This is a genomic window from Flindersiella endophytica, from assembly GCF_054779015.1.
Genome location: NZ_BAAGYY010000024.1, coordinates 185173 through 210609, shown reverse-complemented (window position 1 = coordinate 210609; position 25437 = coordinate 185173). Strand labels below are relative to the sequence as shown.

Sequence of the window (25437 nt, the reverse complement as noted above, 5' to 3'; positions counted from 1 at the left end):
CCCCGCCTTCCGCCGCTCCTCAGGAGTGGCGGAAGGCGGCCAGGACTTTTTGCACCGCCGTAACAATGTCCCGGATATCGTCTTCGGTGCCGGCCAGCGCACGTCCAGGCAACCAGACGGTGTCAGCGACGACCTTCTCAGTGGCGACGAGCTTCGGCTCGGGGTATGGAATATTGAGCCGGTCGGCAAGCCGTCCGATCTCTTCCCGGAGGGCGATGTTGAGGTGCAGCCCGCCATACCCCGCCACACCCGGGATGCCCTCGGCGACCAGCGCTTGGACAAAGTCGTCACGCCGGTCGGGACCACCGATCTTCGTGAGCCTGAAGAGGAACCCATGGTGTCCATGTGCCGTGACGGCCGGCTCGTCCGGCGGCAGCCGGACGCCGTCGACCGAGCGCAGGGCCTGGGTCAGCCGGTCCGCGTTGGCCGAGCGCGCCGCCCGGTGCCAGGCCTGCCGCGAGAGCTGGATCCGCAGGATCGCCGCCTGGAACGGTGTGAGGCGGAGGCTCTCGTCCGCCCGCAGCGGCGAGTCGCACGTCGAGAAGTCGCCCATGCTCGCGCTGGTCAGGGCCCGCAGCCGGGCCGCGAGCTGCTCGTCGTCGGTGACGACCGCGCCGCCGTCGCCGGCGCCGATGTGGCTGCCGGTCTGGAAGCCGAACACCCCGACGTCGCCGATCGCGCCGACCTTGCGGCCGCGCCACTCGGCACCGTGCGCCTGGCCGGCCTCCTCGACGATCGCGACGCCGTGGCGTTCGCCCAGTGCCGTGAACGCGTCCAGGTCGCACGGCCGGCCCGCGACGTGCACCGGCAGGATCGCCTTGGTTCGTTTGGTGATCGCGGCCTCCGCCGCGCCGGCGTCCAGCAGGTGCGTACACGGGTCGATGTCGGCGAAGACAGGAATGCCGCCGGCGAAGATCACCGCGGCCGCGGTCGCGACGAAGGCGTACGACGGCAGGATGACCTCGCTGCCTACGTCGACGCCCACCGCACGCAGGCCGGCGGCCAGGGCGAGCGTCCCGTTGCAGATGCAGGTGCAGTAGTTGGCATCCTGGTATGCGGCAAACTCGGCCTCGAAACGGGTAACTACATCGCCATGAGTACTGCTCGGCTCACCAGTGGTGAGCACCTCGAATACGGCCTTGGCCGCGGTGTCATCGGATGTCGGCCATTCCGGGAATGGCCGGTTGCGGACAGGCTTCCCGCCATGCAGTGCGAGTCCGCTGCTGTCCGGCGTCATCTGCGTTCACCTCGCGTGTTCTGGGAGGAAGCGTCCGTAGTGTCCCTGTCCGTACCGTGGATAGCGTTTCCCAGAATCCTTTTGAACCAGATAGATAAATGGTCTGAACCAGAACCTACCAAGGGATGGTGCAATCCGTGAAGGGTTCCCGACTGGGAGTTGTCGGACTCGGTGGCATGGGATCCATGCACGCTTCTTTGCTACGTGGTCTCGCCGCCGAGGGCACGCATGTCACGGAGGTTCACGCCTTTGACGACGTGGCCGACGTACGGGCAAAGGCTGACGAGCTCGGCATTACCGGACATCAGAGTCTTGAGTCACTTCTCGACGCGGTGGATGTCGTCGACGTGTGCACGCCGACCGACGTGCACGCAGAGGTCGCGCTCGCCGCGATCGACGCCGGCAAGCACGTCATCGTGGAGAAACCGATCACCCGTACCCTCGCCGAAGCCGACCAGCTCCTCGCCGCCGCCAGCGTGGCGGGGGTACAGTTGCACGTGGCGCACGTGGTGCGATATTTCCCCGAATACACCGCCGCGAAGAACGCGGTGGTTTCGGGGCAAATCGGCGAACCCGCCGTAATTCGCCTGACCCGGGAGGGGGGATTGCCGGCGGGCAGGGCCTGGTTCCTGGATTCGACGCGTTCGGGCGGAATCATCTGCGATGTCATGATTCACGACATCGACTTCGCGCGGTGGGTCGCCGGCGACGTCGTGCGCGTGTTCGGGCGGCAGCTGCGCCGGGTCGGCGAGGACAACGCCGTCACCCACGCCCACGCCATCCTCACCCACGCCAGCGGCGCCATCAGCCACCTCACGGCATCGTGGGCACGCGAGGGCGTCGGCTTCCGTACCAGCTTCGACATCGCCGGCTCGACCGGCCTGCTGGAGTACGCGACGGACGAGCGCGCCGCGACCCGGACGGCACCGCCCAGGCTGCTGCCCGCCGGCGAGTGGCTTCCGGGCGACAGCCCGTGGGCGCGGGAGCTGCGCGAGTTCCTGTCGGCGCTGCACGACGACGTACCCGCCCGGGTGTCCGCGGCCGACGGTCGCGCGGCGCTCGAGATCGCACTCGCCGCCGTCGAGTCCGCCGAGACCGGCCGCGCGATCGACCTGGCCGCCAGCAGCTCCAACTCCGCCAACCCCGACGTAGGTCAGGTAGTCCGCGCATGAACCAGCCCGTGAACAAGCGACTGAAGATCGGCATCCTGTCGTTCGCGCACCAGCATGGTGTGGGCTACGCCTCCGTACTCCGCAAGCGCCCGGATGTGGAGCTGCGGATCGCCGACGAGAACCACGAACGTGGAAAGCGGTGGGCGGACCAGCTCGGCGTACCGCAGATGGAGTCGTACGCCGACCTGCTCGACTGGGGTCCCGACGCCGCGATCGTCTGCTCGGAGAACGCCGGGCACCGGGCGCTGGTGGAGCTGGCGGCGCAGGCCGGCGCGCACGTCCTGTGCGAGAAGCCGCTGGCCACCACGCTCGCCGACGGGCGCGCGATGATCGAGATCTGTGAGAAGGCCGGCGTCAACCTGATGACGGCGTTCCCGGTGCGGTTCTCCGCGCCGATCGCGAGTCTCGAGAAGGCGTTGCGCTCCGGTGCGCTCGGGAAGATCCACGGCGTCGAGGGCGTCAACTTCGGCACGATGCCGGGCCGCTCCAACCCGTGGTTCGTCGACCCGAAGCTGGCCGGTGGCGGCGCGGTCATGGACCACACGGTGCACGTGGCCGACCTGCTGCGCTGGATGCTCGGGGTCGAGGCGACCGAGGTCTACGCCCAGGTCAACAGCCTGCTCTATCCCGACCTGCCGGTGGAGACCGCCGGCCTGGTCGCGGTGACGTTCGCCGACGGCACGGTGGCGACGATCGACTGCAGCTGGAGCCGGCCGTACTCCTACCCGACCTGGGGCACCGTCCGCCTCGACGTCATCGGCGACGCCGGGCTGGCGTCGGTGGACGCGTTCAAGCAGACCATCTCGGCCTACTCCGACGGCGACAACCGCGACGGCGTACGCGAGGGTCGCTGGCTCCCGTGGGGCGCCAACGCCGACGCGGGGATGCTCGAGGAGTTCATCACCTCGATCCGCGAAGGTCGCCCGTCGCGTCCGGACGGGTGGGACGGCTACCGCGCGACGGAGATCGCGATGGGGGCGTACAAGTCGGCGAAGACAGGCCAGCCCTTGCAGCTTCCGCTGGACGTCTGAGCTCTGATCTGGCGCGAATGACCACGTTAGCCACGCCAGCAGGTGCTTCGCCACGCCCCGGGGCGTGGTTAACCCGCCAACTACGTGGTTAACGTGGTCATTCGCGGGCGGGAGGGCCGGCGGGCGGGTGGTGTCAGGAGAGTTCGTCGCGCTGGGACTCGAGCCACTGGAGGCGTTGCTCCAGTTCGGTCAGCTTGCCCTCGCGCGCCCAGGTGGCCTGCGGCTCGATGCCGCCGTCGGCGAGCATGCGGGTGGTGTCGAGCGACGCCCGCTGGGTCGTGATCACCTCGTCGACCAGGCCCTCGGCCGAGCGCAGGCCGTATGCCCGCAGGAAGGTCTCCATCCGCCGTCGCCGGTCCGGCGGCGCGGGGTGACCGAAGTGCTTCATCGCCTCGCGGTCGTCACGCAGCGGGACGACGTACTCCATGGCGTAGGTGATGTCCTTGGTCGCGGGCGCGGGGTGCGCGAAGTCCCAGTCGATGATGCCGACCGGCCGGTGACCGTCCCAGACGATGTTCCAGGGGCCGAAGTCGCCGTGGCAGATCAACTCGCTGGGGTCACCGGTGTTCATCGTTCCGGCGGCCCACAGCAGGCTCTCGTCGGGCTGCCACTCCCACACGGCCTGGTGGTACATCCGCAACAGGCGGCCCATCGCCCACAGCCCACGCTCGTCGACGACCTTGGCCCAGCTGTGCAGGCCGGACTCGCCTTCGATGAACGTGAGGATCTCGTGCCCGTCGTCGACGCCGACGAGCCGTGGCGCGTACGGGAAGCCGACTGACTCCAGGTGCTGGAGTAAGGCGTGCACCGCCGGGGTCCAGGGATAGGTCGGCCGCCGCACGGTGTCACCCTGACGTACCACCTTGCGTTCCGCGTCGTCCTTGAGCACGTGGGTTTCCCTTGGTGCCTGCCCCTCAGACATGTGGGCGAGCGTAGTCGATGATCCTCGAGACTGCGCTTGCCGACGGTGGGAGGCGCGGCGGCGATGGGGTAGCAATGGCGCATGGAGAAGATGACTGAGGCCGAGTGGCGGGCGTACGTCTCGGAGGGCACGCGTACCGGCAAGGTGGGCGTCACACGCGCCGACGGGAGTCCGCACGTCACGCCGATCTGGTTCGTGCTGGACGGGCCCGATGTGGTGTTCACCACGGGAGAGACCTCGCTCAAGGGGCGTGTCCTGCGCAAGAACCCGCGGATCTCCATGTGTGTCGACGACCAGACGCCGCCGTACTCCCACGTCCTGATCACCGCGGAGGCGACGATCAGTGAGGACCTGGCGGAGCTGCGCAGGTGGGCGACCGCGCTGGGCGGGCGATACATGGGCGCGGAGCAGGCGGAGGCGTTCGGTGAGCGCAACGCCGTGCCGGGGGAGCTGCTCGTACGCGCCCGGATCACGAAGGTGATCGCTGCCCGCGACATCGCGGGCTGAGGCGGGTCGGCAGGCTCAGGTGGCTCTGCGGGCTCTGCGGGCTCAGCCGGCTCCGTCGGTTCGGCCGCACAGGTCGCGCTCGCGGTCCCGGAGCCAGGTCAGCCCGTCGACGACCGCGGTCAGCTGCCGGTGCACTTCGGGGTGGACGGCGCCGTCGTCCACCGACCATTGCACCTCCGACAGGCAGCCGATCCGGGCGAAGCCGCCGAGCAGGCCGAACGCGCCGGCGTCGAGCGGTCCGCCGGCGTCCAGGTAGGCGCGGAAGAACGCCGGCGGGTCGAGGTCCGGGTCGCCGAAGCCGACGCCCGCGACCTCCGCGACGATCGCGTCCAGGTGGCAGGCGTCGAAGTCGACGATGCCGGCCAGGCGGTTGTCCCGGAACAGCAGGTTGCGCGGGTTGAAGTCGCCGTGGACCGGCGCGACCGGCCCAAGGCTGCCCTCCGTGGTGAGCCGGTCCAGCCAGGGGTCGAGCGCGGCCACCTCACGGTCGATCGCGCCGGCCAGCCTCCGGTACTCCGGATCGGAGTGGAGCTTCTGCTCCAGTACGGGCCTGACCTCGTGCCACAGCCAGCGCGGCGACTCGTGTACGGCGTGGAACTCCGGTCGCTGGCCGAAGTCCAGCTCGTCGACGGCGACGCGGTGCAACCTGGCCAGCGTGACGGCCGACTCCTGGGTGCGTACCTCCTGGTCGACCTTCGTACCCACGACCCCCTCGACGAAGGGGAACAGCGACAGCCGCCAGCCGTCCTCGACCTGCACCGTGCGGCCGTCGACTCCCGGCAGCGGCGCCACGACCGGCTCGACCCACTCGTGCCACGCGGCCGCCAGCGCGTGCTCGTACTCGATCTGCTCGCGGCTGAGCTCCGCCCGGCTGACCCGCACCACGTAGCGCTCGCCGTCGTCGGTCGTGACGAGCCAGGAGCGGTTCATGAAACCGTTGCCGAGGTAGTCGAGGGCGTGCGCGGGCAGGCCGAACAGTCTCCGGACGGCGTGCAGGACGGTGCCAGGGCGGAGCCAGAGCGGCTGCCACCGCCCGAGGTCGTCGTCCCAGACCTGGGACCGGCGGAAGTCGAGGTCGCCCGATTTCGGCATGGGGCTCAGCATCCCAAGCCGCGCCCGACCGGTGCCACTCGTTTCCGGGCTCAGACGCGCAGCAGCGGATACCGCCCGTCCGGCCCGGCGATCGGGCCGCCCCGCAGGCCGGGCTTGCCGGCACCTCCTCGGAGCCAGGCCAGGCCCAGCTCCCGCGCCAGTCCGTACGCCTGGTCCGTGAGCCCCTCCAGTTCCTCGGCGGTGAACCAGCCCAGCGCCTCGATCTCGGCGTCCTGCGGCGCCGGCTCGCCGCCCGGATACGAAGCCGCGAACACGAACAACACGATGAACCCCCGATCGGCGACCGCGACCAGGTCACCGACCGCCACGTCCAACCCGGTCTCCTCCACCACCTCGCGCCGCGCGGTCTCGGCCAGTTCCTCACCCGGTTCGGACAGCCCGCCGGGCAACGCCCACAGCCGCTTGCCGTACGCCTGCTTGACGAGCAGCAGCCGTTCGCCATCCGTGACCAGCGCGAACGCCCCGACCTTCGCCGAACGTCCCTTGAGCTTTCCCTTCGCCACCGCTGAATTGTGGCAGTCTCCTGGCATGGGATGGATGCCAGAGGACAAGTGGAACGCGCTGAAACGCGGCGAGGACTGCCCGCTGTGCGCGAAGGTCGCGTCCGACGAGATCGTCGATCCGTACGGCCACACGGTCGGCTGGCTGTCGGTGAGCCTGCTCCGGCTGGTGCCCAACCAGTTCGTCAAGGGCTACTGCGTGCTGATCTATCGGGAGCACGTCGTCGAGCCGTACGAGCTGGACGTCACCGAGCGGAACGCGTTCTTCGACGACGTGATGCGCGCCGGCCAGGCGCTGGAGACCGTCTTCGGTCCGGCGAAGCTCAACTTCGAGATCCTCGGCAACGCCGTGCCGCACCTGCACTGCCATCTCAAGCCGCGTTACTACGGCGATCCCGCACCGTCCCGCCCAATCGATCCTGACGAGGGATCGGTCCTGCTCTCGCCGCAAGAGCTGGCGGCCAGGGCCGAGGCGATCCAGCGCGCGCTAAACCTGTAGCGACCGCAGCCAGCACGCGTCTAGCGTGGCCGGATGCTGATCCGCGACTGCCGAGCCGAGGACGTCGAGGTGCTGGAGCGCGTCGGGCCCACCGGCGCCAACCGGCGGCACGCGCGGAAGTACGGCAACCACAAGGCCGGGCGCAGCGCCTATCTGCTCGCCTTCGAGGGCGACGAGATCCTCGGCTTCTGCGAGCTGCAATGGATCGGCAGCCCGGAAGTGCGCGAGACCTATCCCGGCTGTCCCGAGATCAACGGGCTCACGGTGTTCGGTCCGCACCAGGGCAAGGGGATCGGCACGGCGCTCGTCCGCGAGGCCGAGGAGCGGGCGCGCAGGCGGGGCTGCCCACGCATCGGTCTTGCCGTCGACGACGACAATCCGAGGGCCGCAAAGCTGTACACCCGGCTTGGTTACCAACCGGGCCTCCATTACGAAGGCAGTTACCTCCACGTCGACGACAGCGGCACCCAGCACCGCATCGTCGAGCAGTTGACCTACCTGCTCAAGGAGCTCTAGGCGGGCGTTCCCGACGTTGGGAACTCCACCCTGCATCGCCGATTAGTGGGCGATGACGCCCGGCGGAGTGTGCCGCGCCGCCACCCAGGCATCGACCGACGGCAGGCCCCGTCGACGACCGAGCAGACGAAGTCGTCGTACCGCAGCGACGGGGAGATCCCCTCCAGCTCCGGGTCGTCCAGCGAGGCCGACCGCCGTGTACGCATCAGGTCGGAGATGTCCTCGACACCCTTCTCGTTTGGGCCGCCTGCGCGGCCGTCCTGTTTGCGGATGGAGCCGTGTCCGTTGTTGGCCAACCGGAGGGTTGGCAGCAAGGAGCCGTTCGCCTGTTGACGTCTTGTACCCGTGTGAACGCGGTGGCTATATCGAAACCGGGGGAATCGCCGCATTTTCCATACGGTCATGGAGGGCAACATGAAAGGTGTCCTGCGCTGGCTTGGCGTCGCGGCCGTGGTCGCTGTCGCAACGCCCCTGTTCGCTCCACCTGCCTGGGCCGAGACGTACTCCGCCCCGCTTCGAGATGCCGTCGCGAGCCTGCCGGTCGCCACCGAAGTACGGACCGGCTACAGCCGCGACCTGTTCCCGCACTGGATCGACGCCGACGGAGACGGCTGCAACACGCGCTACGAGGTGCTGATCGCCGAGGCCGTCACGGCGCCCAGCGTCGGCTCGGGCTGCACACTGTCCGGCGGCCGCTGGTACTCCTACTACGACAACGTCTACTGGACAGCGCCGTCCGACCTCGACATCGACCACTTCGTACCGCTGGCCGAGGCCTGGGACTCCGGCGCGCGCAACTGGACGACCTCGCGCCGGCAGTCGTTCGCCAACGACCTCGGCGACTCCCGGACGCTGGTCGCCGTCACCGACGACGTGAACCAGGCCAAGGGCGACAAGGATCCGGCCGAGTGGATGCCGTCGTACTCCAGTGCGCGGTGCCGCTACATCAACGAGTGGGTCGCGGTGAAGCTGCGCTGGCGGCTCACGGTCAACAGCGCGGAGAAGACCACACTGACCAACTACGCCAACTCCTGCTCCAACGTCACCATCACCGTCACGCGGGCCTTCTAGCGCGTGACCAGCAGTTCGCGGGCGAGCCGTTCGAGATCGTCCGCGAAACCGGTCAACCGGGGTTCCTGGGCCGCGCACAGCCTGGTCAGATAGGCGATCTGATCGGCCCAGGAGCCTTCCGGGGCAGGCGGAACTCCGATCCGCTCCCATCCCCTCCGCAACGACTCGGCGGCGATCCGCGGCCGGCCGCGGCGGACCCACTTGATCGTGCCGAGCGCGTTCATCAGCGCGCTTTCCGGCAGCGACCAGTCGTCGCCGCGCGCTTCTGGGTTGTCGACGTCGATGCTCTCGTCGAACGCCGCGGACTCCTTCCAGACCGCGAGATCGAGCCGCCAGAACAACGGAACACCGTCGAAGCGGACGAAGATCAGCCGGCGCGCCGCCGACCGCTGGAAGTCGGGGTCGGAGCGGAGCGAGGCGACGGGCCGAACGCCACCCAGGACGTCCGGAAGAGCGGCGACGGCGGCTTCGAACGCGTTGTCGGGCACGGACCATGCGAGGTCGATGTCGCTGTACTCGTCCGCACGTCCTTCTCCCAGCGAACCGCGAAGCTCGGTGCGCGAACCTGGGCAGGACGTCTCCAGGGCAAGGCGCAGTTGCGTGGCGAGGTGGGAACGTTCCAGCACAGCCGGAGACTTTATCCCGGTCAGGACTTGCCGGCCGTAGGGCATTCATGTGGCGGCCATCGGAATTTTGTCGCCGAGCCGATACCGAGTTGCTACGGCGAGTGATACTCGAACTTCACTCGTGAGCTGGCCGAGGAGGCGGCTGCATGTGTAAGGAGGAATCCGCTGCCGGCGAAGCGACGCCGACGATACCCAGCCAGCGGTCGGCGAGTCCGGAGACGGCCGGCCTTGACCAGAGCAGGCGGAGGTTGACGGCTCCCGCGGTTCCCGTGGAGGGTCTGGCCAACACTCCACTCGACCCGCGCCGCCCGCGCGTACACAGGGAATGGCGCGCGGGCGACCCGCCGGTCGACCCGGGTGATCTCGGTGTCCGGGACGAGGTCGTCTACGTTCGCGCGCCGGCCGGCCCGGCCACTCCGCCGCGCCGTCAGGGTCAGGCCGGGCCGGCGCTCGCCGACCCGGAGCAGTCCTGGCCGGAACCCTCGCACGGGCCGGCGTTCCGGCAGGCCCGGATCCGCGAAGGGCGCGAGCGAGGCGCGCAGGTGGTCGGCAAGGTCAACTGGTCCAACGCGCGGTACGCCGGACAGACGTATCTGGACGCTCTTCCAGAACCGGTCCGGAAGCGGTTTCCGCACGGCGTGACGTTCTCCTACGAAGGCTTTCCGATCTTCGACCGGTACGCGGTGAAGACCGTCCGCCTCGAAGCCGGCTTCGCGCCGCCGAAGGACAACGGCCGGCCCGACCGCTACTCCGACAACAAGAACGCGAACGCGGTCTTCGGCTGGCGCTCCGATCCGCCCGGCCTCACGTGGCACCACAAGGAGGACGGCAGGACGATGGTCCTCGTTGATTCAGATCTGCACGCGCTCGTGCGACACTGGGGAGGTATCAGGGTTTCGAGAACGAGCATCGCGCACGAGGAGTGACGTCTGGTGATCACGTTCGAGCCGCCGAATGGTGCCCTGTCCGACTCGGAGATCGTCGAAGCCGAGCACAAGCTGGGCCACAGGCTGCCGAAAGCGTTCCGGCGTGTCCTCCTCGAAACCGGTGGCGGCTCGCTCGGCGACAACGTGATCGTCCCCGGCTCGGCCGGCAGCGCGATCCTGACCCGCGTCTTCGGCCTCGACCAACTGATCTACCTGCAACGACAAGGCTTCAACGAGGTCGTGCCGCACGACTACCTCGTCGTCGGTGACGGCGGCGGCGGTGGGCTCTGCCTCAAGGTCGGCGGCAGCGACGAAGGGTCGGTCTGGTGGGCCGACTACGACCTCGCCGAGGAGCTCGACGCCGACGAGCCGACCGAGAAGATCATGTCGCGGTTAGCCGACGACTTCGACGCGTTCGCCCGTGCGGTCGACTGACCCCGCGATCCGCGCGGTCGTCGTCAACCACTCCACTTCCGCGTGGACCGAGCTCGCCGCCCGATCCCTGTACGCGCAGCATCCCGATCTCGATGTCGCGCTGACCATCTTCGACAACGCCTCCACCGACGACGCCGACCTGCAGTCGTTGCGCGCGGCCGCCGCGGAGCTCGGCGTTCCGGTCGTCGAGTCGGGCTTCACCACCGACCTGCCCGGCAACTCCCACGGTGAGGTGCTGAGCCGGTTCGTCCTCGATCCGGTGAACGCCGGCTGCGAGTACTTCCTGTTCCTGGACGCGGACATGTGCTTCACCCAGCCGCACACCGTCGAACGGCTGGCCGCCGCACTGGCAGCGGATCCCGCGGCGTTCGGCGCGGGACCGCGGATGTCGTGGGACGGCGAGCCGCTGACGCCCGAGCTGCTCGATCAGCAGCTCGCGAATCCCGCGCTCTATGAGGCGCGGCTGCATCCGTGCTGTGCGCTCGTACGCAACACGCCGCTGCTCCGTACGGCTGTCGCCGAGCTGGGGTTGTCGTGCGCGGAGCTGTTGTGGGGCAGTGGCAAGCGGGACTACCTCGACACGTTCGAGCTGATGACGCGCGTGCTGCGGACCCACGGGCAGCACCACCTGGTGGTCGACGACGTGGTGGTGCTGCACGCGTTCGGCGTGTCGTACCCCAACGAGTGGGAGAACCTGCTGCCTGCCAAGCAGGCCCGGCGCGACGAGTGGCTGCGGCGTTTCAGGCGCTGAGCTCGATGTCCTCGCGTACGTCGGGGTCGACGATGTCAAGGCCCTTGGCAGCGGCTTCCTGATAACGGATGAGGTTGCCGGCGTCGAACTGGGTGTTGTCGTGGTGGGCTTTCCAGTACGCGGTGGCGTGCAGGTCGTCGCGGGACACGTGCCACTGCTCGAGGACGTGCCGCCGGATCGCGCGGACGATGCTCGCCTCGCCGGCGATCCAGACCTGGGCGCGTTCGGCGGGCGGAGCGGGCTGCCGGGTGACCGCGGCCGCCAGGTCGTCGCGTACCCAGTGCGCGACCAGCCTGTCGTGCTGGGGGAGCAGCGCGCGATCGGAAGCGTCCAGCTCGGGCAGGTGCACGTTGATCCGGGCGCCGGGTGGCAGCGCCCGCACGCACGCGGCGATCGCGGGCAGTGCGCTGCGGTCGCCGACGAAGACGTAGTCGGTCGCCTCGGGATCGGCGGCGAAGTCGCGGCGCATCCCGGACAATGCGATGGCCGTGCCGGTGGGGTCGGACCGCAGCCAGCTCATCGCGTGCCCGTCCGCGTGGTCGGCGATGTCGAACGTCAGCGCCTGCTTTACAGGGGAGTAGTCGCGAACGGTGAACGCGCGCAGCACCGGCTGGGTCGTACCGTCGGGCCAGTACGGCAGGCCGTTCGGGCCGCGTTGCGGGTAGTCGATCCGGCGGGCGCCTTCGGGTGGGAAGAACACCTTGAACGCGTCGGCCGGATGCCGCTCCTCGTACCGTGAGAGCTCCTCGCCGCTCACGGTGACCCGGACGAACCCGGCCGACACGCGCTCGACCGCGTCGACACGTACGGGAACTGTGAAGGCCTGGTTGCGGCGGGCGAGCTCGCGGAGGTGGTGCCTGATCCCTGGCATCGCTCAGCCCACCAGCCTTCGCATCGCGGGGCGGAACAGGTCGAGCGTGTACGGCACGGAGTAGATGGTCGGGTTGCCGAACGCCGACGCGTTGTCGTTGGTGAGGAAGATCGTGGTCTGCTTCTTGACCGCCGGCAGCGAGTTCCAGCCGGCCACCTTGCCGAACTGCTCGGGACCGCCGGCCAGCGGCCACATCAGCACGACGTCGGCGCCGAGCAGGTCGATGCGTTCGGCGGAGACGAGGACCCGCGTGCCGCCCTTGGCGACGGTCTTGATCGCCGGGTGCAGCTCGAGGCCGGTCGCGGCGGTGATCAGCTTGGTCGCCGGGTCGTTCTCGTCGGCGACCAGACCGAACTGGCCGTCCTGGGTGAGCTGGCCGAACACGAACGTCTTGCCGGCAGCCGCGGGGAAGCCGGCGCGGAAGTCGTCGACCTGGCGTTCGGTTGTGCCGACGAGCTCGGCGGCCTTCGCCTCCAGGCCGAAGATCTTGCCGGCGGTCGTCGTCACGTCCTGCCAGGGATCGAGCACGGCCTTGGTGGCCATGACGGGAATGGTCGGCGCGACCTGGGAGAACTTGGCGTAGATCTCCTTGCCCGGCACGTAGCCGGCGAGGATCAGGTCGGGGCGGAACCTCGCGAGCCGTTCGAGGCTGACCTCCGTCGTGTCCGTCATCTCGACGATCTCGGACTTGTGCGCCGGCGTCCACTCGAACGTGTTGCCCGGGCCGTTGTAGCCGCGCGTGACGTACTCGCCGGTGATCGGCACGCCGAGCGCGATCAGCGCGTCCGTCCAGCTTCCCGTCATCGTGACCACCCGCTGTGGCCGTCCCGGGATCTTCGTGGACCCGAACTGGTGCTTCAACGTGATCGGGCCGGCGTCGTCGCTGCCGTCCTTCGCCGACGCGGAGGTCGTACTGCTGGAGCTCGCCGGCTCTTCTGCACTGCCACAGCCGGCAGCCACAGCGGCGACGGCCGCACCCAGGCCACCCACGAGCAGCGCGCGTCGCCTTACCAGAGAAGTCATGAGAGGTAAGGCTAACCTAATTCTCTGGCGGCGGGCGAGTCAGGCGGTGCCTGCCTCCGTGAATCCGATCACGGCTGCCACGAACTCCTCGGGCAGGGCCCGATGGACGCCGTGGCCGGCGGGCAGGCTGAGGAGCCGCGCGCCGGGGATGCGATCGGCCACCGCGGCCAGCTGATCCTGAAGGAATGGACTCTCAGGTCCACCGGCGATCACCAGAGTTGGTACGGCGAGCTCGGTCAGCCGCGTCCACCACGTCGGATCGGGCTCGTTCACCTGGCGCAGGAAGCCGATCCGCGCGTCCCAGTCGTACGGCAGCTCACCAACCGGGCGCTCGGGCACCGGCCGGTTCTGCCGGAACGGCGGCGGCGTCTCCTCCAGGACCAGCGCGCGCAGCCGTTCGGGATGGTCGAGCGCCAGCAGGTAGGCCGCGACCCCGCCCATGGAGTGGCCGACCAGGACGACGTCGGTCAGGTCGAGGGCGCGCAGGAAGCCCAGCAGGTCGTCGCGGAGGAGCTCGAAGGAGTACGTGCCGGGCCAGTCGCTGCGACCGTGGCCGCGCAGGTCGGGTACGTAGACCCGCCAGCGTTCGGCGAAGGCGTCGACCACGGCGTCCCACGACGAACCGTCGGAGGTGAGGCCGTGCAGCAAAAGCATCGGCGGCGAGCCGGGATCGCCTGCCAACCGGTAAGCGATCCCGACGCCGCCGCCGACGTCAACCCTGTGCATGTCTCCTGCGAGCCCAGCTCGGGAGCTCAGTCGTCGCTCTTGGCCTCGGCGTCGCCGGACTCGGATGCGGACGCAGCCTCGGCCTCGGCGGGCGCCTCGGTGCCGGCGTCGTCATCGTCGTCGGCGATCGTGCCGTCGCCGCGGACGCGCTGCACGTCGATCGTGCGGCCGGCCTCGTCGGTGACCTTCGTCGACTCGACGACCATGGTCAGCGCCTTCTGGCGGCGCAGCTCGCCCATGTATTCCTGCAGGTGGCCGTGCTCGACGGCGTGCTGGATGAACTCGTTGGGGTCGACGCGAGCCTGCTGGGCGCGCATCAGCAGGTGCTGCGTGAACTCGTCCTCGGCGATCGGGAACTCTTCCTGCTCCGCGATCGCGTCGAGGATGAACCCGGTCTTGGTCTGCTCGACGATGCTGTTGCGGAGCTCGGTGTTGAACTCCTCGTCGGTCTGGCCCTCGGAGGCGAGGTACTGCTCCTCCGACATGCCGAACTGAGCGAGCTGCTGCCGGATGGAGTTGCGCCGGGCCTGCACCTGCTCGTCGATCAGGCTGTCGGGGACGGGCGCCTCGGTGGCCTCGATCAGCTTCTCGATCACCTTGCCGCGCGCCGACTCGACCTGCTCCACGCGCTTGCGGCGTTCCTGCCGCTCACGCAGGTCGGCGGTGAGCTCGTCGAGCGTGTCGAACTCGCTGGCCAGCTGCGCGAAGTCGTCGTCGAGGTCTGGGAGCCTCTGCTCCTTGACGGCGGTGACGGTGACGGTGATGTCGACGTCCTGCCCGGCGTACTCACCGGAGGCAAGCGGCCCGACGAAGGTCGCCTCCTCGCCGGCGCTCTTGCCGCGTACGGCGTCGTCGAGACCTTCGAGCATGGAGCCGCTGCCGACCTTGTAGCTCACGCCGCTGGAGTTGGCGTCCTCGATCGGCTCGCCGTCCTTGCTGGCGGCCAGGTCGATCGTGAGGTAGTCGCCGTCCTCGGCCGCCCGCTCGACGGTCTCGAGGGAGCCGAACCGCTCGCGGAGCGCCTGCAGCTCCTCCTCGACGTCCTGGTCGGTGACGTCGGCGTTGTCGACCGACACCTCGAAGCCGGAGTAGTCGGGGACGGTGATCTCGGGCACGACGTCGAGCTCGGCGGTGAACGTCAAGTCTTCGCCGTCGACGATCTCGTCCTTGACGTCGACTTCGGGCTGGGAGAGCGGCTGCACCTTGTTCTCCTGCAGCGCGCTGACGTAAAGCTGTGGGATCGCGTCGTTGACCGCCTGCGCCACGACCGCCTGGCGGCCGACCCGCTGATCGATGATCGCGGCCGGGACCTTGCCCTTACGGAAGCCAGGGATGCTGATCTGCTTGGCGATCGAGCGGTAAGCCTCGTCGAGGTTCGGCTTGAGCTCCTCGAAGGGCACCTCGACGGTCAGCCGGACCCGGGTAGGGCTCAGGGGCTCGACGGTGCTCTTCACGATGGTGGTTCTCCCTACGAGGACGGATGGATGGATTCGGCGGTATACGCCCCTGGAACTCGGGAAGTCTACCCACCGTGGTCGGGAAGGCGGGATTTGAACCCGCGGCCTTCGGCACCCAAAGCCGACGCGCTGCCAAGCTGCGCCACTTCCCGGCAGCACCGTGGGTTGGCGAGGCAGGTACGCTTGCCGACGGTGCCTCGGGGAGTCTAGTCGACGGTGTCTCAGTGCATGTCATTAGGCGTCGGTCCGCGCGCGACCCGTTGCGCCAGGGCCCGGGATGCGGCTGCGGCTCGGGGCCTCTAAGATGCATTCTGTGGCCGCCGCCGTTTGGGCGTAGGTCCGTGCGGGTGTAGCTCAATGGTAGAGCCCTAGCCTTCCAAGCTAGTGGTGCCGGTTCGATCCCGGTCACCCGCTCCGTTTTGTGTCCGGCTGTCAGCCGAACTGCGCGATGGCGCTCGTTAGTAGCGCGGGTGGCACGCGGCGTGATTCCGCTACCAATTGCTGTGTGGTGTTACGCCATCAGGTCGGCTACCCGAGCGAGGAACGTGCTGACCCACGCCGGCTCCTCGTCATGGGTGGCGGCGATCGCGGCGTCGAGTTGGAGCCAGCGGTAGGCGCGGTCGCGGTCTGTCTGGGCGGCGTCGGCGAAGATGGCGAGGCGGCGGCGGAGCTCGGCGCCGAGGTCGGCCGCTTGGAAGAGGCTGTCGGCGCCGCGGACGAGGACCCGGAACGCGTCGGAGGCGAGGTCGCCGGCCAGGCCTTTCGGGTCGACGACGAGCCAGGGTTCGCGGTGGGAACGGACGACGTTTCCGAAGTGGAGGTCGCCGTGGACCATCGTCTCGGGCTGCTTCCGGGCGAGATCCTCGACGGTCGCCAGCGCCGCCTCCAGCGCCTTCCGCGTCAACCGGCTGCCGGGCCGGGCGGCGCCGTCGAGCAGCTCCTGCTCCCACGACCCGGCGCGATCGGACAGTCGCGGCAGCTCGGGCGGCGCCGGTACGGCCAGCCGGCGAGCAAGCCGCCCGAGAACGGCCGTCGCCTGGTCGATGTCGCCGAGGTCGTCGAGCGTCTGCCACTCGGCCTGCTCCAGGAGCATCGCGAACTTGGCGTCGTCCCGCTCGTACAACCGCACCGCGCCGCGCCCGCCCCAGACCGCGAACGCCTGCGCCTCGTACCGATTGCCAGGATGCGTGAACGAGATCTTCAGCACCGCCGGCAAGCCGTCGCGCCGCTGGACGGGCAGGATGACGCCGACCTGCCCGAACCGGATCGCCGCGGCCGGGGTGCAACCCCACCGCCGTAGCAGCTCGTCCGCCAACCCAGGCAGTCCCGCGACCCAAGCCCGGCCGTCCTCGCCCTCGCGATCGACGATGCCGCGGGCGAAGTCCTCCGGAATCTCGACCATCACGGCACGATAGCCATCGATCCGTCCCATAGGCTGCCTCGTCATGTCGTTGCCGCCGTTGGTCCAGGACGTGGCGACGGCGTACCTGCGGCTCGTCGATGACGCGGCGCCGGGGTTGGTCGAAGGCCTCTACTTCGACGGCTCGGTCGCGCTCGGCGACTTCCGGCCGGATCGGAGCGATATCGACTTCGTGGCGCTCGTACGACAGCCACCTACCAAAGCCGAGACCGGCCGGCTGGCAGGCGTGCACCAGGAGCTGGCCCGGCTCCACCCACGACCGTACTTCGACGGCACCTACCTCACCAGGGCCGATCTCGCCGCCGGGCCGGAGCAGTGCCCGGACGTGCCGAGCTGTCTGGAAGCCACCTTCACACCGAGTGGACGGCAAAAGCTCAGCCCGGTCACCTGGCACGAGCTCGCCGAGCACGGCAAGCGCCTCCGTGGCCCGGACCTGGCCGAGCTCGGCCTCTGGACCGACCGCGAGGCTCTGCTCGACCACACGCGCACCAACCTGCAGACCTACTGGCGTGGCTGGATCGGTGCCCTCGACCGGCTACCCACAAAACTGCCGGAACGCGCCGGCGACCCCTGGTTCGTCGAGTGGTGCGCGCTCGGTGTCGTACGCCTGCACGCGCTGCTGGCCACCGGTCGCCTGCACTCCAAGGGCAGCGCCGGCCGCTACGCGCTGGAGACGTTCGAGCCGCGGTGGCATCCGATCCTCACCGAGGCGCTACGCATCCGCACCGGCGACAGCGGCGCGTCGACTTACGACGACCCGGGGCAGCGCCTGCGCGACACCCGTGAGCTGGTCGCCGCGGTCGTCGGTTGGCACGGCTAGCCGGGGTCGACAGCTCCCAGCGCCGTGGTCAAGGCGGCGCTGGTGGTCGTGAAGCCGAAGCACTGGCGCACGTTGTAGACCGTGGCGTCCATGCAGAACGCGGGTGACGTGGTGCCCACCGCGTCTTCCAGGAGCACCACGTCGTAGCCGCGGTTGGCGGCGTCCATCAGCGTGGCGAACACACACTGGTCGGCGTTGACGCCGCCGAAGAGGAGGGTGTCAACCCGGAGGTTTCGCAGGATCGAGTCGAGTGGGGTGTCGACGAACCCGCTCATGCGGTACTTGTCGACGCAGACGTCGCCGTCGGCCACGGGGAGATCCGACACGATCGAGGCCGCCCAGGAGCCGGCCTCCAGCACCGGCGAGCCCGACGGCCCGCTGGTCGACCCGATGCCGGCTCCTTCGCCGGACGGGTCGTAGACGTGTCGTACGCCGGGCGGCAGGTTCGCCTGGTCGGGCCGGTTGCCCCAGTTCACCCACACGACCGGGACGCCGTGCGACCGCAGCCGTGGCAGGAGTGCGGCCAGGAACGAGATCGGCGCCTGCGCGCCGGAGATGTCGACGCCGATGCCGGCGAGCCAGCCGTCGGTGTGGCAGAAGTCGTTCTGCATGTCGACGACCAGGACGGCGGTCCGGGCCAGGTCGATCGTGAGTCGCTGCGGAACGGCGTCGAACGTGACGGGACGGGCCATCGGCACTGGCCGGCGCAGGTCGGCGGTGTCCGAGCTCAGCGTCCACGCGTTCCGGTGGACGGGTGCGAGCGGTCCGGTGGCGGTCATGCCGTCTCCTCGGTGATCAGCGCGAGCAGCGAACGATCGGCGTGCGGTCCACCGACCAGGCACAGGCCCGCGGGCAGCGCTCCGACCCGCGCGGTCGGCAGGCTCAGCGCGGGCAGCCCGGCCAGCGAGGCGAGGCAGGTCAGCCGCAACGTCGCGCCGCGTACGACGCCGATCGCGGCCGGGTCGGCGTCCACCGGCGGCGCGGCGCTGGACGCCGACGGCATCGCGAGAACGACGCCCGGCGGCAGCAACGCGCGCAGCTCGGCCCGCGCGTCCGCCAGCACCGCAACCGCCGCCTGCTCCTGCGAGCCGTCGACCTTCGCACCGGCATGGAAACGCTCCTCGACGGCCGGCTCGAACGCGCCCGGACGAGCCGCGACGAACGCGCCGTGGGTACGCCACGCCTCGGCCGTCTGCACGGTCCGGAACGCGGCGAACCAGGCCTCCAACGCCTCGGCGTCCAGCTCGGCGGAACGCACGGGAACGTCCAGCCGCAAGGCCAGCGCCCGTAGGGCAGCCTCGACCGCGAGCCGCGTATCCGGCGCCGCGAGCTCCATCAGCACGGGCGCCACCAGCAGTTCGCGGACAGGCTCAACCTCTGCCACAGGCAGGAGCGCCCCGGCGCCGGCGGCCAGCACCGACGGCGTCCGCGCCAGCACACCCACCGTGTCGAACGAGGGCGCCAGCGCGACCAGCCCCGACCGGTCCACCGCATCGTGCGTGGTGCGCAGACCGTAGACACCGCAGTACGAAGCCGGCACCCGGATCGAGCCCGCGGTGTCGGTCCCGAGCCCGATGTCGGCCCACCCGCCCGCCACCGCCGCAGCCGGTCCGCTGCTCGACCCGCCGGTGATCCGCCCGGACGCGGCGGGGTTCGACGGTGTGCCGTAGTGGACGTTCGTCCCCGCCAAGGAGAACGCGAGCTCGTCGGTCTGCGCGATGCCGGCGACGTCCGCGCCCGCGGCGAGCAGGGCCGCGACCGCACCGGCGTGCGAGGACTCGACCGGCGCCTGCGCCAGCCAGGCCGGGTTGCCGGCACCGATTCGTTGCCCGGCGACGGCGAACAGGTCCTTCACCGCGACCCGCATGCCCCGCAACGGACCAGTGGAAGCCCCGCGTACCAACGGCTCCGCTCCAGGTGCGACCCGCCAGGCCGCCGGATCCTCGGCAACGGGAGCGGCGAGAGCTGCCGGCACGTTCGAGACGTGCGCGACCGTGACCACCCAGCCCGCGGCCGAGCCCTCGGATCGCTGCCACAGCTGGGTCTGTACGCCGGTCCCACCGTCCGTGCGCGAGGTCTCCGCCACCACCACGTAAGCGTCCGGCGTGACCTCCCGCAGGTGCACGCGTTGCAGCCAACGCAGGGGCACCGGCGGCCGCCCGGCGCGGAACTCGGCGATGTGCTCGTGCCCGACGAGCGCGCTCCCGCCGTCGGCTCGCAGCGTCGCCTCACCGGGAGCGAACAGCGCGTCGAGCTCGGATGCGTCGTTGGCCAGGAGGGCGCGCTCGTAACGCATGAACGCGCGCAGCAGGTCGTCGGTCATCGGGTCGAGCGTAGGCGCCGATGTTGATCTGGTGAACATCCCGACCGAGATGCTTACGAACGCGAAACCTGCGCGTCATGTAGGCCAGGTGGAACGTGCGGGTCGTGCGGATCACCGTGCACCATCAGCACCACGCACGGCTCGGCGCTCGTCCGCCGGAACCGGTGGAACGTCCCGCCGGAATAGCTCACCGACTCGCGCGCGTGGAGCGTGGTGAACCTGCTCTCGGAAGTCTCGGCCTCGCGGGTCTCCACCTCCAGCGTCCCGGTCACGACGTACAGGAACTCCGGCCTGGCATGGGTGAAGAACTCCTCGAACTCCGGGCTGATCTCGGCGAACTCCGTGACATCGACGCCGCCTTCGTGCAGGAGCAGCCGCGTGCCCTCGCCGAGCCGCGGCGGCCCGCCCGCCGGCGGCGACACCGCCGAAAGCAGCGCCTGCTGAGTCGTCCCGAGTGCCTCGGCGATCAGGAACAGCGAGCGCATCGACGGGCGCGCGCGGCCGCGTTCGATCTGGCTGAGGAACGGATGCGACAGCCCGGTCGCCTCGGCGATCTCGACCAGCGTGTGCTCCCGGGCGTGCCGGAGCGAACGGATCGCCGCTCCGAGCCGGGCGTCGATCTCGCGCTGGTTCATGAAAGTGCACCTCGAGACGTTACGTGCCTGAAATTGTCCGCCCGTACGCTGCCAAATGTTACTCACATCAACATCCTGGGCGGGCAAGTTGACGGACTGGTTCGACGTACGCGATCTGGGCGAGGGCAGCTGGCTCATCGCCGAGCCGGGCCATGCCAACAGCTTCCTGGTGACCGGCGCCCACACGGCGCTGCTCTTCGACACCGGTACGGGCATCGCGCCGATCGGCCCGGTCGTACGCGAGCTCACCGGCCTGCCGCTGCTCGTGGTGAACTCCCACGACCATCTCGACCATCGCGGCGGCAACGCCGGCCTCGTACACGAAGCGCTCGACATCGCCGCCCACCCCGCGGGCCGGCACGAGGCGTCCGGCGCCCCGAGTTCCCGCGCGTCTACGAGCAGGCGATGCGTGCCGTCCACGCCGACTACCTGCGCTACCTCGAGCTGGACGCGCGGAACTTCTTCGTCGGCGCGCGATTGCCGCGCATGCGCGAAGTCCCTGACCTGTCGAGCTGGAACGTCCCCGCGCTGCGACCGACCCGGGCGCTGGCCGACGGCGAGGTTCTCGACCTGGGCGGCCGCGAGCTGCGGGTGCTCTTCACGCCCGGCCACGCGCCCGACGCGCTCTGCCTGTACGAGGCGGCGACCGGCACCCTGCTGGCCGGCGACACGTTGCTCGCGGCCGCGCACTGGCTGCACGGCCCGGGCGCCGACGTGAGCGCGTTCGCGGCCTCGACCGCACGACTCGCAGGGCTCGCACCGGCCCGCGTCCTCGTCTCCCACAACCTGCTGGCGGAGCTGCCCGGCCGGTACGCGGCCGAGGTCGCGCGCGCCGCGAACGCCGTCCTGCAGGGCGAATCGGTCCCTGTCGGAGCCACCGACCTGCTCGGCAACCCCGTCAACCGCCACGAGGTCGGCGGCGTCGTCATCCTCACTCCGGCGGAGGTAGCCGCATGAAGCCCGGCACCGTCATCCGTACGCTGCCCGGCGTACGCACGCAGGCCGGCGACCTGGTCGACGTCACCATCGAGGGAACGCGGATCGCCGCGGTCGAGCCTGTCACGCAGCCCGGCGGCTGGCGCGTACTTCCGGCAGCTGCCGAGCCGCACGCCCACCTGGACAAGGCCCTGACCGCCCACCGAGTGGACTGCGAGCAGAACGACCTGCCCACCGCGATCGCCCAGTGGCGCGCGCTCGCCGCCGGCCTCGACGAGCAGGACACCTACGACCGCGCGCGGCGGGCCGTCGAACGCTATGTGGCCAACGGCATCACGACCATCCGCAGCCACGTCGACCTACCCGGCTCGGGCGCGATGCCCGGCGTCGACGCGCTGCTGCGACTGCGTGCCGACCTCCGCGACCGGGTGACGCTCCAACTCGTCGCGCTCGCCGGCCACCTGACGCCGGACGCCGTCATCGAGGAGGCACTCGCCCGCGGCGTCGAAATCCTCGGCGGTTGTCCGCACCTCGCGCCGATACCCACCGCCGAGACCACCCGGCTGCTGGACATCGCCGAACGTACGGGCGTGCCCGTCGACCTGCATGCCGACGAGCAGGTCCCCGCCCCCGAGCTCGACCTCGAGGACCTCGCCAAGCAGGTGCTCGCCCGTGGCCTCACCCAGCGGGTGACCGCGAGCCACTGTGTACGGCTCGGCTCGCTGCCGCCCGAGCGCCTTGGCCCGGTGCTGGAGCTGGTCCGCGAGGCGGGCATCGGCATCGTCACCCTTCCGCTCACGAACCTCTACCTGCAAGGGCGGAACGCGAGCCACCTGACACCCCGCGGGCTGACTGCCGTCCGCGCGATCCTCGACGCCGGCATCCCGTTGGCCGCCGGCGGCGACAACCTGCGCGACCCGTTCAATCCCGTCGGCCGCGCGGATCCGTTCGAGACCACGGCGCTGCTCATCACGGCCGGGCACCTACGGCCGTCCGAGGCGCTGGCCGCCGTGACGACCGGCGCCCGTACGGTGCTCGGCCTGCCGCCGGCCGGCATCGAGCCCGGCTGCGCGGCCGACCTGATCCTCGTACCGGACAACGATCTCGGCGAGGTGCTCGCCGGCTGGGACGAGACCCGCGTCGTCGTGCACGGCGGCCGGGTCGTGGCTATCACCAGGGTGGACAGGGAGCTCTCACTATGACGAAGACCCTTGTGCTGGAAGAAGTCTCCAAGACGTTCGCCACCGGCACGGTCGCGCTCACCGGCGTCGATCTCGCGGTCGCGCCGGGCGACTTCGTCTCGGTCGTCGGCCCGTCGGGCTGCGGCAAGTCGACGTTGCTGAGGCTCGCCGCCGGACTGGAGGACGCGACCAGCGGCACGATCCAGGTGAACGCCGGCAGTACGAGCTACGTGTTCCAGGAGCCGGCGTTGCTGGAATGGCGTTCCGCGCTGGCGAACGTCGAGCTGGTCGGCGAGCTGCGGAACCAGCCCAGGGCCGAGCGTCGCCGCCGGGCGCAGGAGGCCCTGGAGCTGGTCGGCCTCACCGGCTTCGAGAAACAGTTCCCGCGCCAGCTGTCGGGTGGCATGCGGATGCGCGTGTCGATCGCGCGGTCGCTGGTCGCCGAGCCGCAACTCGCCTTGTTCGACGAGCCGTTCGGCGCGCTCGACGAGATCACCCGCCTGCGGATGCAGACGGAGTTGCAGCGGCTCTTCCAGCTCAAGGCGTTCGCCGGACTGTTCATCACGCACTCGATTCCCGAGGCGGTCTACCTCAGCAACCGCGTGCTGGTGATGAGCGGCCGGCCGGGCCGGATCGTCGCGGACCTCCCGGTGAAGTGGGACTACCCGCGACCGCCGGAGCTGCGGTACGAGCCCGAGTTCACCACGCTCACCGGCGCGGTCTCGGCGGCCCTGGGAGGAGATCACTCATGAAGGAACGGCCGTGGTACGTCAAGGTCCTCATCACTGCCGGGCCGATGGTCGGCGCGCTGGCGATGGCCACGGGGCTGTGGTATCTCGTGAGCTACTTCGTGCTCAGCCCGGACCGGCAGTTCATGCTGCCGCCGCCGCACCAGGTCGTCAAGACGTCGTTGCTCGACCCGGCGCACCTCGACCCGATGCTCGACGCGCTGTGGCTCTCGGTCCGGGTCGCGATCGTGGGGCTGCTGATCGCGGTCGTGTTCGGCGTCGTCCAGGCCGTCGTCATGGTGCAGGCGAGCTGGCTGGAGAAGGCGCTGTACCCGTACGCCGTCATCCTGCAGACCGTTCCGATCCTCGCGCTGGTGCCGCTGCTCGGCATCTGGTTCGGCTACGGCTTCAGCAGCCGGGTCGTGGTCTGCGTCATCATCTCGCTGTTCCCGATGATCTCCAACACGTTGTTCGGACTGCAGTCGCCGACGGCCGCCGCCCATGACCTGTTCACGTTGAACCGGGCAACCCGGTGGCAGCGGCTGCTCAAGCTGCAGCTGCCCGCCGCAGTTCCCGCCATCTTCGGCGGCCTGCGGATCTCGGCCGGACTCTCGGTCATCGGCGCCATCGTCGGCGACACGTTCTTCCGGCAGGGCCTGGTGGGCATCGGCGGCCTGCTCGACATCTACACCGCGCGGTTGCAGACCGAGGACCTGTTCACCGCGATCGGTCTGGCGTCGATGTTCGGCGTCGTGTTCTTCACCGTTTTCGCCACTCTCGACCGAGTCGTCGTCGGCCGCTGGTACGGCGTCGTCCGCAGATAGGAAACGCTCATGAACCGTAGGATCACCACCGCTCTCGCGAGCGTTGCCGTACTCGCGTTCGGCCTGGCCGGCTGTGGCAGCAGCGGTGCCGACACCACGACGCAGGCCGGCCAGCAGAACACCAGTACGGCCAGGGCCGACTCCGCCAAGGACCTGTCGGGCGTGTGCCCCAAGACCGTCGTGATGCAGCAGGACTGGCAGCCGGAGGCCGAGCACTCCGCGATGTACCAGCTGGTGGGCGCCGGCTACCAGATCGACGTCGGCAAGAAGCGCGTCACCGGTCCGCTCGTGTCCGGCGGCCAGGACACCGGCGTCGACGTCGAGGTCCGGGCCGGCGGGCCGTCGGTGGGCTTCCAGCCCGTGCCGGCGTTGATGTACCTCGACAAGAGCATCCTGGTCGGAGCGGTGAGCTCGGACGGCGCGATCGCCGGCTCGGTGAAACAGCCGACGACGGCCGTGGTCGCGCCGCTCAACAAGAGCCCGCAGATCCTGATGTGGGACCCGAAGACCTACCCACAGGCCAAGACGATCGCCGACGTCACCAAGACCGGCGCGGTCGTGGTGACCGCCGGCGACATCATCCCGAAGCTGCTGATGTCGAAGGGACTCATCAAGAAGCCTCAGATCGACACGGGGTACGAGGGCACGCCGGCCCGGTTCGTCGGAGACCCGAAGATCCTGCAGCAGGGTTTCATCAGCGCCGAGCCGTACATCTACGAGCACGAGGTCAGTGCCTGGAAGCAGCCGATCGGCAGCCAGCTGCTGGCCGACATCGGCTACGACATCTACCCGGAGGCACTGTCGGTGCGTACCGAGGACGTGACGAAACAGGCCGCCTGCCTGAAAAAGCTGGTGCCGATCCTGCAGCAGGCCCAGCTCGACTACCTGAAGAACCCGGAGCCGGTGAACAAGCTCATCGTCGAGCTGGTGCGGAAGTACAACACCGGCTGGACCTACTCCGAGGGCGTTGCGACGTACGCGGCCGAGTCGATGAAGAAGTACGAGATCATCGCCAACGATCCCGCGACAGGCAGCCTCGGCGGGTTCGACGAGAAGCGCGTGCAGGAGATCATCGACACGTTCGAGCCGATCCTGAAGCAGGGCGGCGCCGAGATCAAGTCCGGACTGACCCCGGCGGACCTGGCGACCAACGAGTTCGTCGACAAGTCGATCAAGCAGAGCTGAGG

Annotated in this window: 28 protein-coding genes, 2 tRNA genes and 1 pseudogene; 17 read left to right on the top strand and 14 right to left on the bottom strand. The window is 69.6% G+C overall.

Going from position 1 to position 25437, the window contains the following annotated elements; all coding sequences use genetic code 11:
* Window positions 1-19: 19 nt before the first annotated feature.
* Window positions 20-1237: a DegT/DnrJ/EryC1/StrS family aminotransferase gene (locus ACYVF6_RS28830; RefSeq protein WP_460525740.1), complete on the bottom strand. Its 1218-nt coding sequence runs from the start codon at window positions 1235-1237 to the stop codon at window positions 20-22.
* 125 nt (window positions 1238-1362) lie between these two features.
* Between ACYVF6_RS28830 and ACYVF6_RS28825 the strand changes: the two genes are divergently transcribed.
* Together ACYVF6_RS28825 and ACYVF6_RS28820 are read left to right on the top strand one after the other, a co-directional pair.
* Window positions 1363-2409, top strand: coding sequence for a Gfo/Idh/MocA family protein (locus ACYVF6_RS28825; RefSeq protein WP_460525739.1), 1047 nt, complete (start codon window positions 1363-1365; stop codon window positions 2407-2409).
* On the top strand, window positions 2406-3440 hold the full coding sequence (locus ACYVF6_RS28820) for a Gfo/Idh/MocA family protein (protein ID WP_460525738.1): 1035 nt from the start codon (window positions 2406-2408) through the stop codon (window positions 3438-3440). Before ACYVF6_RS28825 ends, ACYVF6_RS28820 begins: the two co-directional genes overlap by 4 nt.
* 133 nt (window positions 3441-3573) lie before the next feature.
* On the opposite strand, the gene ACYVF6_RS28815 is transcribed toward ACYVF6_RS28820, so the two are convergent.
* On the bottom strand, window positions 3574-4362 hold the full coding sequence (locus ACYVF6_RS28815) for an aminoglycoside phosphotransferase family protein (RefSeq protein WP_460525737.1): 789 nt from the start codon (window positions 4360-4362) through the stop codon (window positions 3574-3576).
* An 81-nt stretch (window positions 4363-4443) separates the two neighbouring features.
* Between ACYVF6_RS28815 and ACYVF6_RS28810 the strand changes: the two genes are divergently transcribed.
* Complete coding sequence (locus ACYVF6_RS28810) at window positions 4444-4869, top strand: PPOX class F420-dependent oxidoreductase (RefSeq protein WP_460525736.1); 426 nt, start codon at window positions 4444-4446, stop codon at window positions 4867-4869.
* A gap of 42 nt (window positions 4870-4911) precedes the next feature.
* On the opposite strand, the gene ACYVF6_RS28805 is transcribed toward ACYVF6_RS28810, so the two are convergent.
* Entirely contained in the window at window positions 4912-5961 is a 1050-nt protein-coding gene (locus ACYVF6_RS28805) for a phosphotransferase enzyme family protein (protein ID WP_460525735.1), read from the bottom strand.
* A gap of 50 nt (window positions 5962-6011) precedes the next feature.
* Window positions 6012-6485 carry an NUDIX hydrolase gene (locus tag ACYVF6_RS28800; RefSeq protein WP_460525734.1) on the bottom strand — a complete coding sequence of 158 codons (474 nt, stop codon included), beginning with the start codon at window positions 6483-6485 and terminating at the stop codon, window positions 6012-6014.
* 25 nt (window positions 6486-6510) lie between these two features.
* On the opposite strand from ACYVF6_RS28800, the gene ACYVF6_RS28795 reads away from it, so the two are divergent.
* From ACYVF6_RS28795 to ACYVF6_RS28785, 3 genes are all read left to right on the top strand, one after another.
* On the top strand, window positions 6511-6981 hold the full coding sequence (locus tag ACYVF6_RS28795) for an HIT family protein (RefSeq protein ID WP_460525733.1): 471 nt from the start codon (window positions 6511-6513) through the stop codon (window positions 6979-6981).
* A gap of 33 nt (window positions 6982-7014) precedes the next feature.
* Window positions 7015-7497 (top strand): GNAT family N-acetyltransferase, encoded by a 483-nt coding sequence (locus tag ACYVF6_RS28790; RefSeq protein WP_460525732.1) that lies wholly within the window; start codon window positions 7015-7017, stop codon window positions 7495-7497.
* Window positions 7498-7911: 414 nt separating this feature from the next.
* Window positions 7912-8568 (top strand): HNH endonuclease family protein, encoded by a 657-nt coding sequence (locus ACYVF6_RS28785; protein ID WP_460525731.1) that lies wholly within the window; start codon window positions 7912-7914, stop codon window positions 8566-8568.
* Here the strand turns inward: ACYVF6_RS28785 and ACYVF6_RS28780 are convergent.
* Complete coding sequence (locus ACYVF6_RS28780; RefSeq protein WP_460525730.1) at window positions 8565-9194, bottom strand: hypothetical protein; 630 nt, start codon at window positions 9192-9194, stop codon at window positions 8565-8567. The genes ACYVF6_RS28785 and ACYVF6_RS28780 overlap by 4 nt on opposite strands.
* A 146-nt stretch (window positions 9195-9340) precedes the next feature.
* Here ACYVF6_RS28780 and ACYVF6_RS28775 point away from each other — a divergent pair, with 146 nt between their 5' ends.
* From ACYVF6_RS28775 to ACYVF6_RS28765, 3 genes are read left to right on the top strand one after another with little or no spacing between them, the layout of a single operon-like run.
* Window positions 9341-10120: an HNH endonuclease family protein gene (locus ACYVF6_RS28775; RefSeq protein WP_460525729.1), complete on the top strand. Its 780-nt coding sequence runs from the start codon at window positions 9341-9343 to the stop codon at window positions 10118-10120.
* Between the two features lie 6 nt (window positions 10121-10126).
* Window positions 10127-10555 (top strand): SMI1/KNR4 family protein, encoded by a 429-nt coding sequence (locus ACYVF6_RS28770; protein WP_460525727.1) that lies wholly within the window; start codon window positions 10127-10129, stop codon window positions 10553-10555.
* Window positions 10542-11306, top strand: a complete 765-nt coding sequence (locus ACYVF6_RS28765; protein WP_460525726.1) for a glycosyltransferase family 2 protein — start codon at window positions 10542-10544, stop codon at window positions 11304-11306. The genes ACYVF6_RS28770 and ACYVF6_RS28765 overlap by 14 nt, the downstream gene beginning before the upstream one ends.
* Here ACYVF6_RS28765 and ACYVF6_RS28760 read toward each other — a convergent pair.
* The 5 genes from ACYVF6_RS28760 to ACYVF6_RS28740 form a co-directional block, all read right to left on the bottom strand.
* Entirely contained in the window at window positions 11296-12177 is an 882-nt protein-coding gene (locus ACYVF6_RS28760; protein ID WP_460525725.1) for a siderophore-interacting protein, read from the bottom strand. The genes ACYVF6_RS28765 and ACYVF6_RS28760 overlap by 11 nt on opposite strands.
* Window positions 12178-12180: 3 nt before the next feature.
* Window positions 12181-13200, bottom strand: a complete 1020-nt coding sequence (locus ACYVF6_RS28755; RefSeq protein ID WP_460525724.1) for an ABC transporter substrate-binding protein — start codon at window positions 13198-13200, stop codon at window positions 12181-12183.
* 39 nt (window positions 13201-13239) lie between these two features.
* Window positions 13240-13926, bottom strand: coding sequence for an alpha/beta fold hydrolase (locus tag ACYVF6_RS28750; RefSeq protein WP_460525723.1), 687 nt, complete (start codon window positions 13924-13926; stop codon window positions 13240-13242).
* Between the two features lie 26 nt (window positions 13927-13952).
* On the bottom strand, window positions 13953-15380 hold the full coding sequence (gene tig / locus ACYVF6_RS28745; protein WP_460525722.1) for a trigger factor: 1428 nt from the start codon (window positions 15378-15380) through the stop codon (window positions 13953-13955).
* 78 nt (window positions 15381-15458) lie between these two features.
* A tRNA-Pro gene (locus ACYVF6_RS28740) sits at window positions 15459-15535 on the bottom strand.
* Window positions 15536-15726: 191 nt separating this feature from the next.
* Between ACYVF6_RS28740 and ACYVF6_RS28735 the strand changes: the two genes are divergently transcribed.
* Window positions 15727-15797: transfer RNA gene (locus ACYVF6_RS28735), tRNA-Gly, on the top strand.
* A gap of 97 nt (window positions 15798-15894) precedes the next feature.
* Here the strand turns inward: ACYVF6_RS28735 and ACYVF6_RS28730 are convergent.
* Window positions 15895-16815, bottom strand: a complete 921-nt coding sequence (locus ACYVF6_RS28730; protein WP_460525721.1) for an aminoglycoside phosphotransferase family protein — start codon at window positions 16813-16815, stop codon at window positions 15895-15897.
* Between the two features lie 13 nt (window positions 16816-16828).
* On the opposite strand from ACYVF6_RS28730, the gene ACYVF6_RS28725 reads away from it, so the two are divergent.
* Window positions 16829-17623, top strand: a complete 795-nt coding sequence (locus ACYVF6_RS28725) for a nucleotidyltransferase domain-containing protein (RefSeq protein WP_460525720.1) — start codon at window positions 16829-16831, stop codon at window positions 17621-17623.
* On the opposite strand, the gene ACYVF6_RS28720 is transcribed toward ACYVF6_RS28725, so the two are convergent.
* Genes ACYVF6_RS28720 through ACYVF6_RS28710 form a run of 3 tightly spaced genes read right to left on the bottom strand, consistent with a single transcriptional unit; the run spans window position 17620 to window position 20581 of the window.
* On the bottom strand, window positions 17620-18402 hold the full coding sequence (locus ACYVF6_RS28720; RefSeq protein WP_460525719.1) for a cysteine hydrolase family protein: 783 nt from the start codon (window positions 18400-18402) through the stop codon (window positions 17620-17622). The two genes, ACYVF6_RS28725 and ACYVF6_RS28720, sit on opposite strands and share 4 nt — an antisense overlap.
* On the bottom strand, window positions 18399-19946 hold the full coding sequence (locus ACYVF6_RS28715; RefSeq protein WP_460525718.1) for an AtzH-like domain-containing protein: 1548 nt from the start codon (window positions 19944-19946) through the stop codon (window positions 18399-18401). The genes ACYVF6_RS28720 and ACYVF6_RS28715 overlap by 4 nt, the downstream gene beginning before the upstream one ends.
* Window positions 19947-19999: 53 nt before the next feature.
* Complete coding sequence (locus ACYVF6_RS28710) at window positions 20000-20581, bottom strand: helix-turn-helix domain-containing protein (RefSeq protein ID WP_460525717.1); 582 nt, start codon at window positions 20579-20581, stop codon at window positions 20000-20002.
* Between the two features lie 55 nt (window positions 20582-20636).
* On the opposite strand from ACYVF6_RS28710, the pseudogene ACYVF6_RS28705 reads away from it, so the two are divergent.
* The 6 genes and pseudogenes from ACYVF6_RS28705 to ACYVF6_RS28680 form a co-directional block, all read left to right on the top strand.
* Window positions 20637-20870 (top strand): annotated as a pseudogene (locus ACYVF6_RS28705) (hypothetical protein); the annotation flags it as partial.
* 116 nt (window positions 20871-20986) lie between these two features.
* Window positions 20987-21538 (top strand): MBL fold metallo-hydrolase, encoded by a 552-nt coding sequence (locus ACYVF6_RS28700; protein ID WP_460525716.1) that lies wholly within the window; start codon window positions 20987-20989, stop codon window positions 21536-21538.
* Window positions 21535-22719, top strand: a complete 1185-nt coding sequence (locus tag ACYVF6_RS28695) for an amidohydrolase family protein (protein WP_460525715.1) — start codon at window positions 21535-21537, stop codon at window positions 22717-22719. Before ACYVF6_RS28700 ends, ACYVF6_RS28695 begins: the two co-directional genes overlap by 4 nt.
* The gene (locus ACYVF6_RS28690; RefSeq protein WP_460525714.1) at window positions 22716-23450 is read left to right on the top strand and encodes an ABC transporter ATP-binding protein; all 735 of its coding nucleotides are present in this window, start codon (window positions 22716-22718) and stop codon (window positions 23448-23450) included. Before ACYVF6_RS28695 ends, ACYVF6_RS28690 begins: the two co-directional genes overlap by 4 nt.
* Window positions 23447-24250 carry an ABC transporter permease gene (locus ACYVF6_RS28685; RefSeq protein ID WP_460525713.1) on the top strand — a complete coding sequence of 268 codons (804 nt, stop codon included), beginning with the start codon at window positions 23447-23449 and terminating at the stop codon, window positions 24248-24250. The genes ACYVF6_RS28690 and ACYVF6_RS28685 overlap by 4 nt, the downstream gene beginning before the upstream one ends.
* 9 nt (window positions 24251-24259) lie before the next feature.
* Complete coding sequence (locus ACYVF6_RS28680) at window positions 24260-25435, top strand: substrate-binding domain-containing protein (protein ID WP_460525712.1); 1176 nt, start codon at window positions 24260-24262, stop codon at window positions 25433-25435.
* Window positions 25436-25437 lie beyond the last annotated feature (2 nt).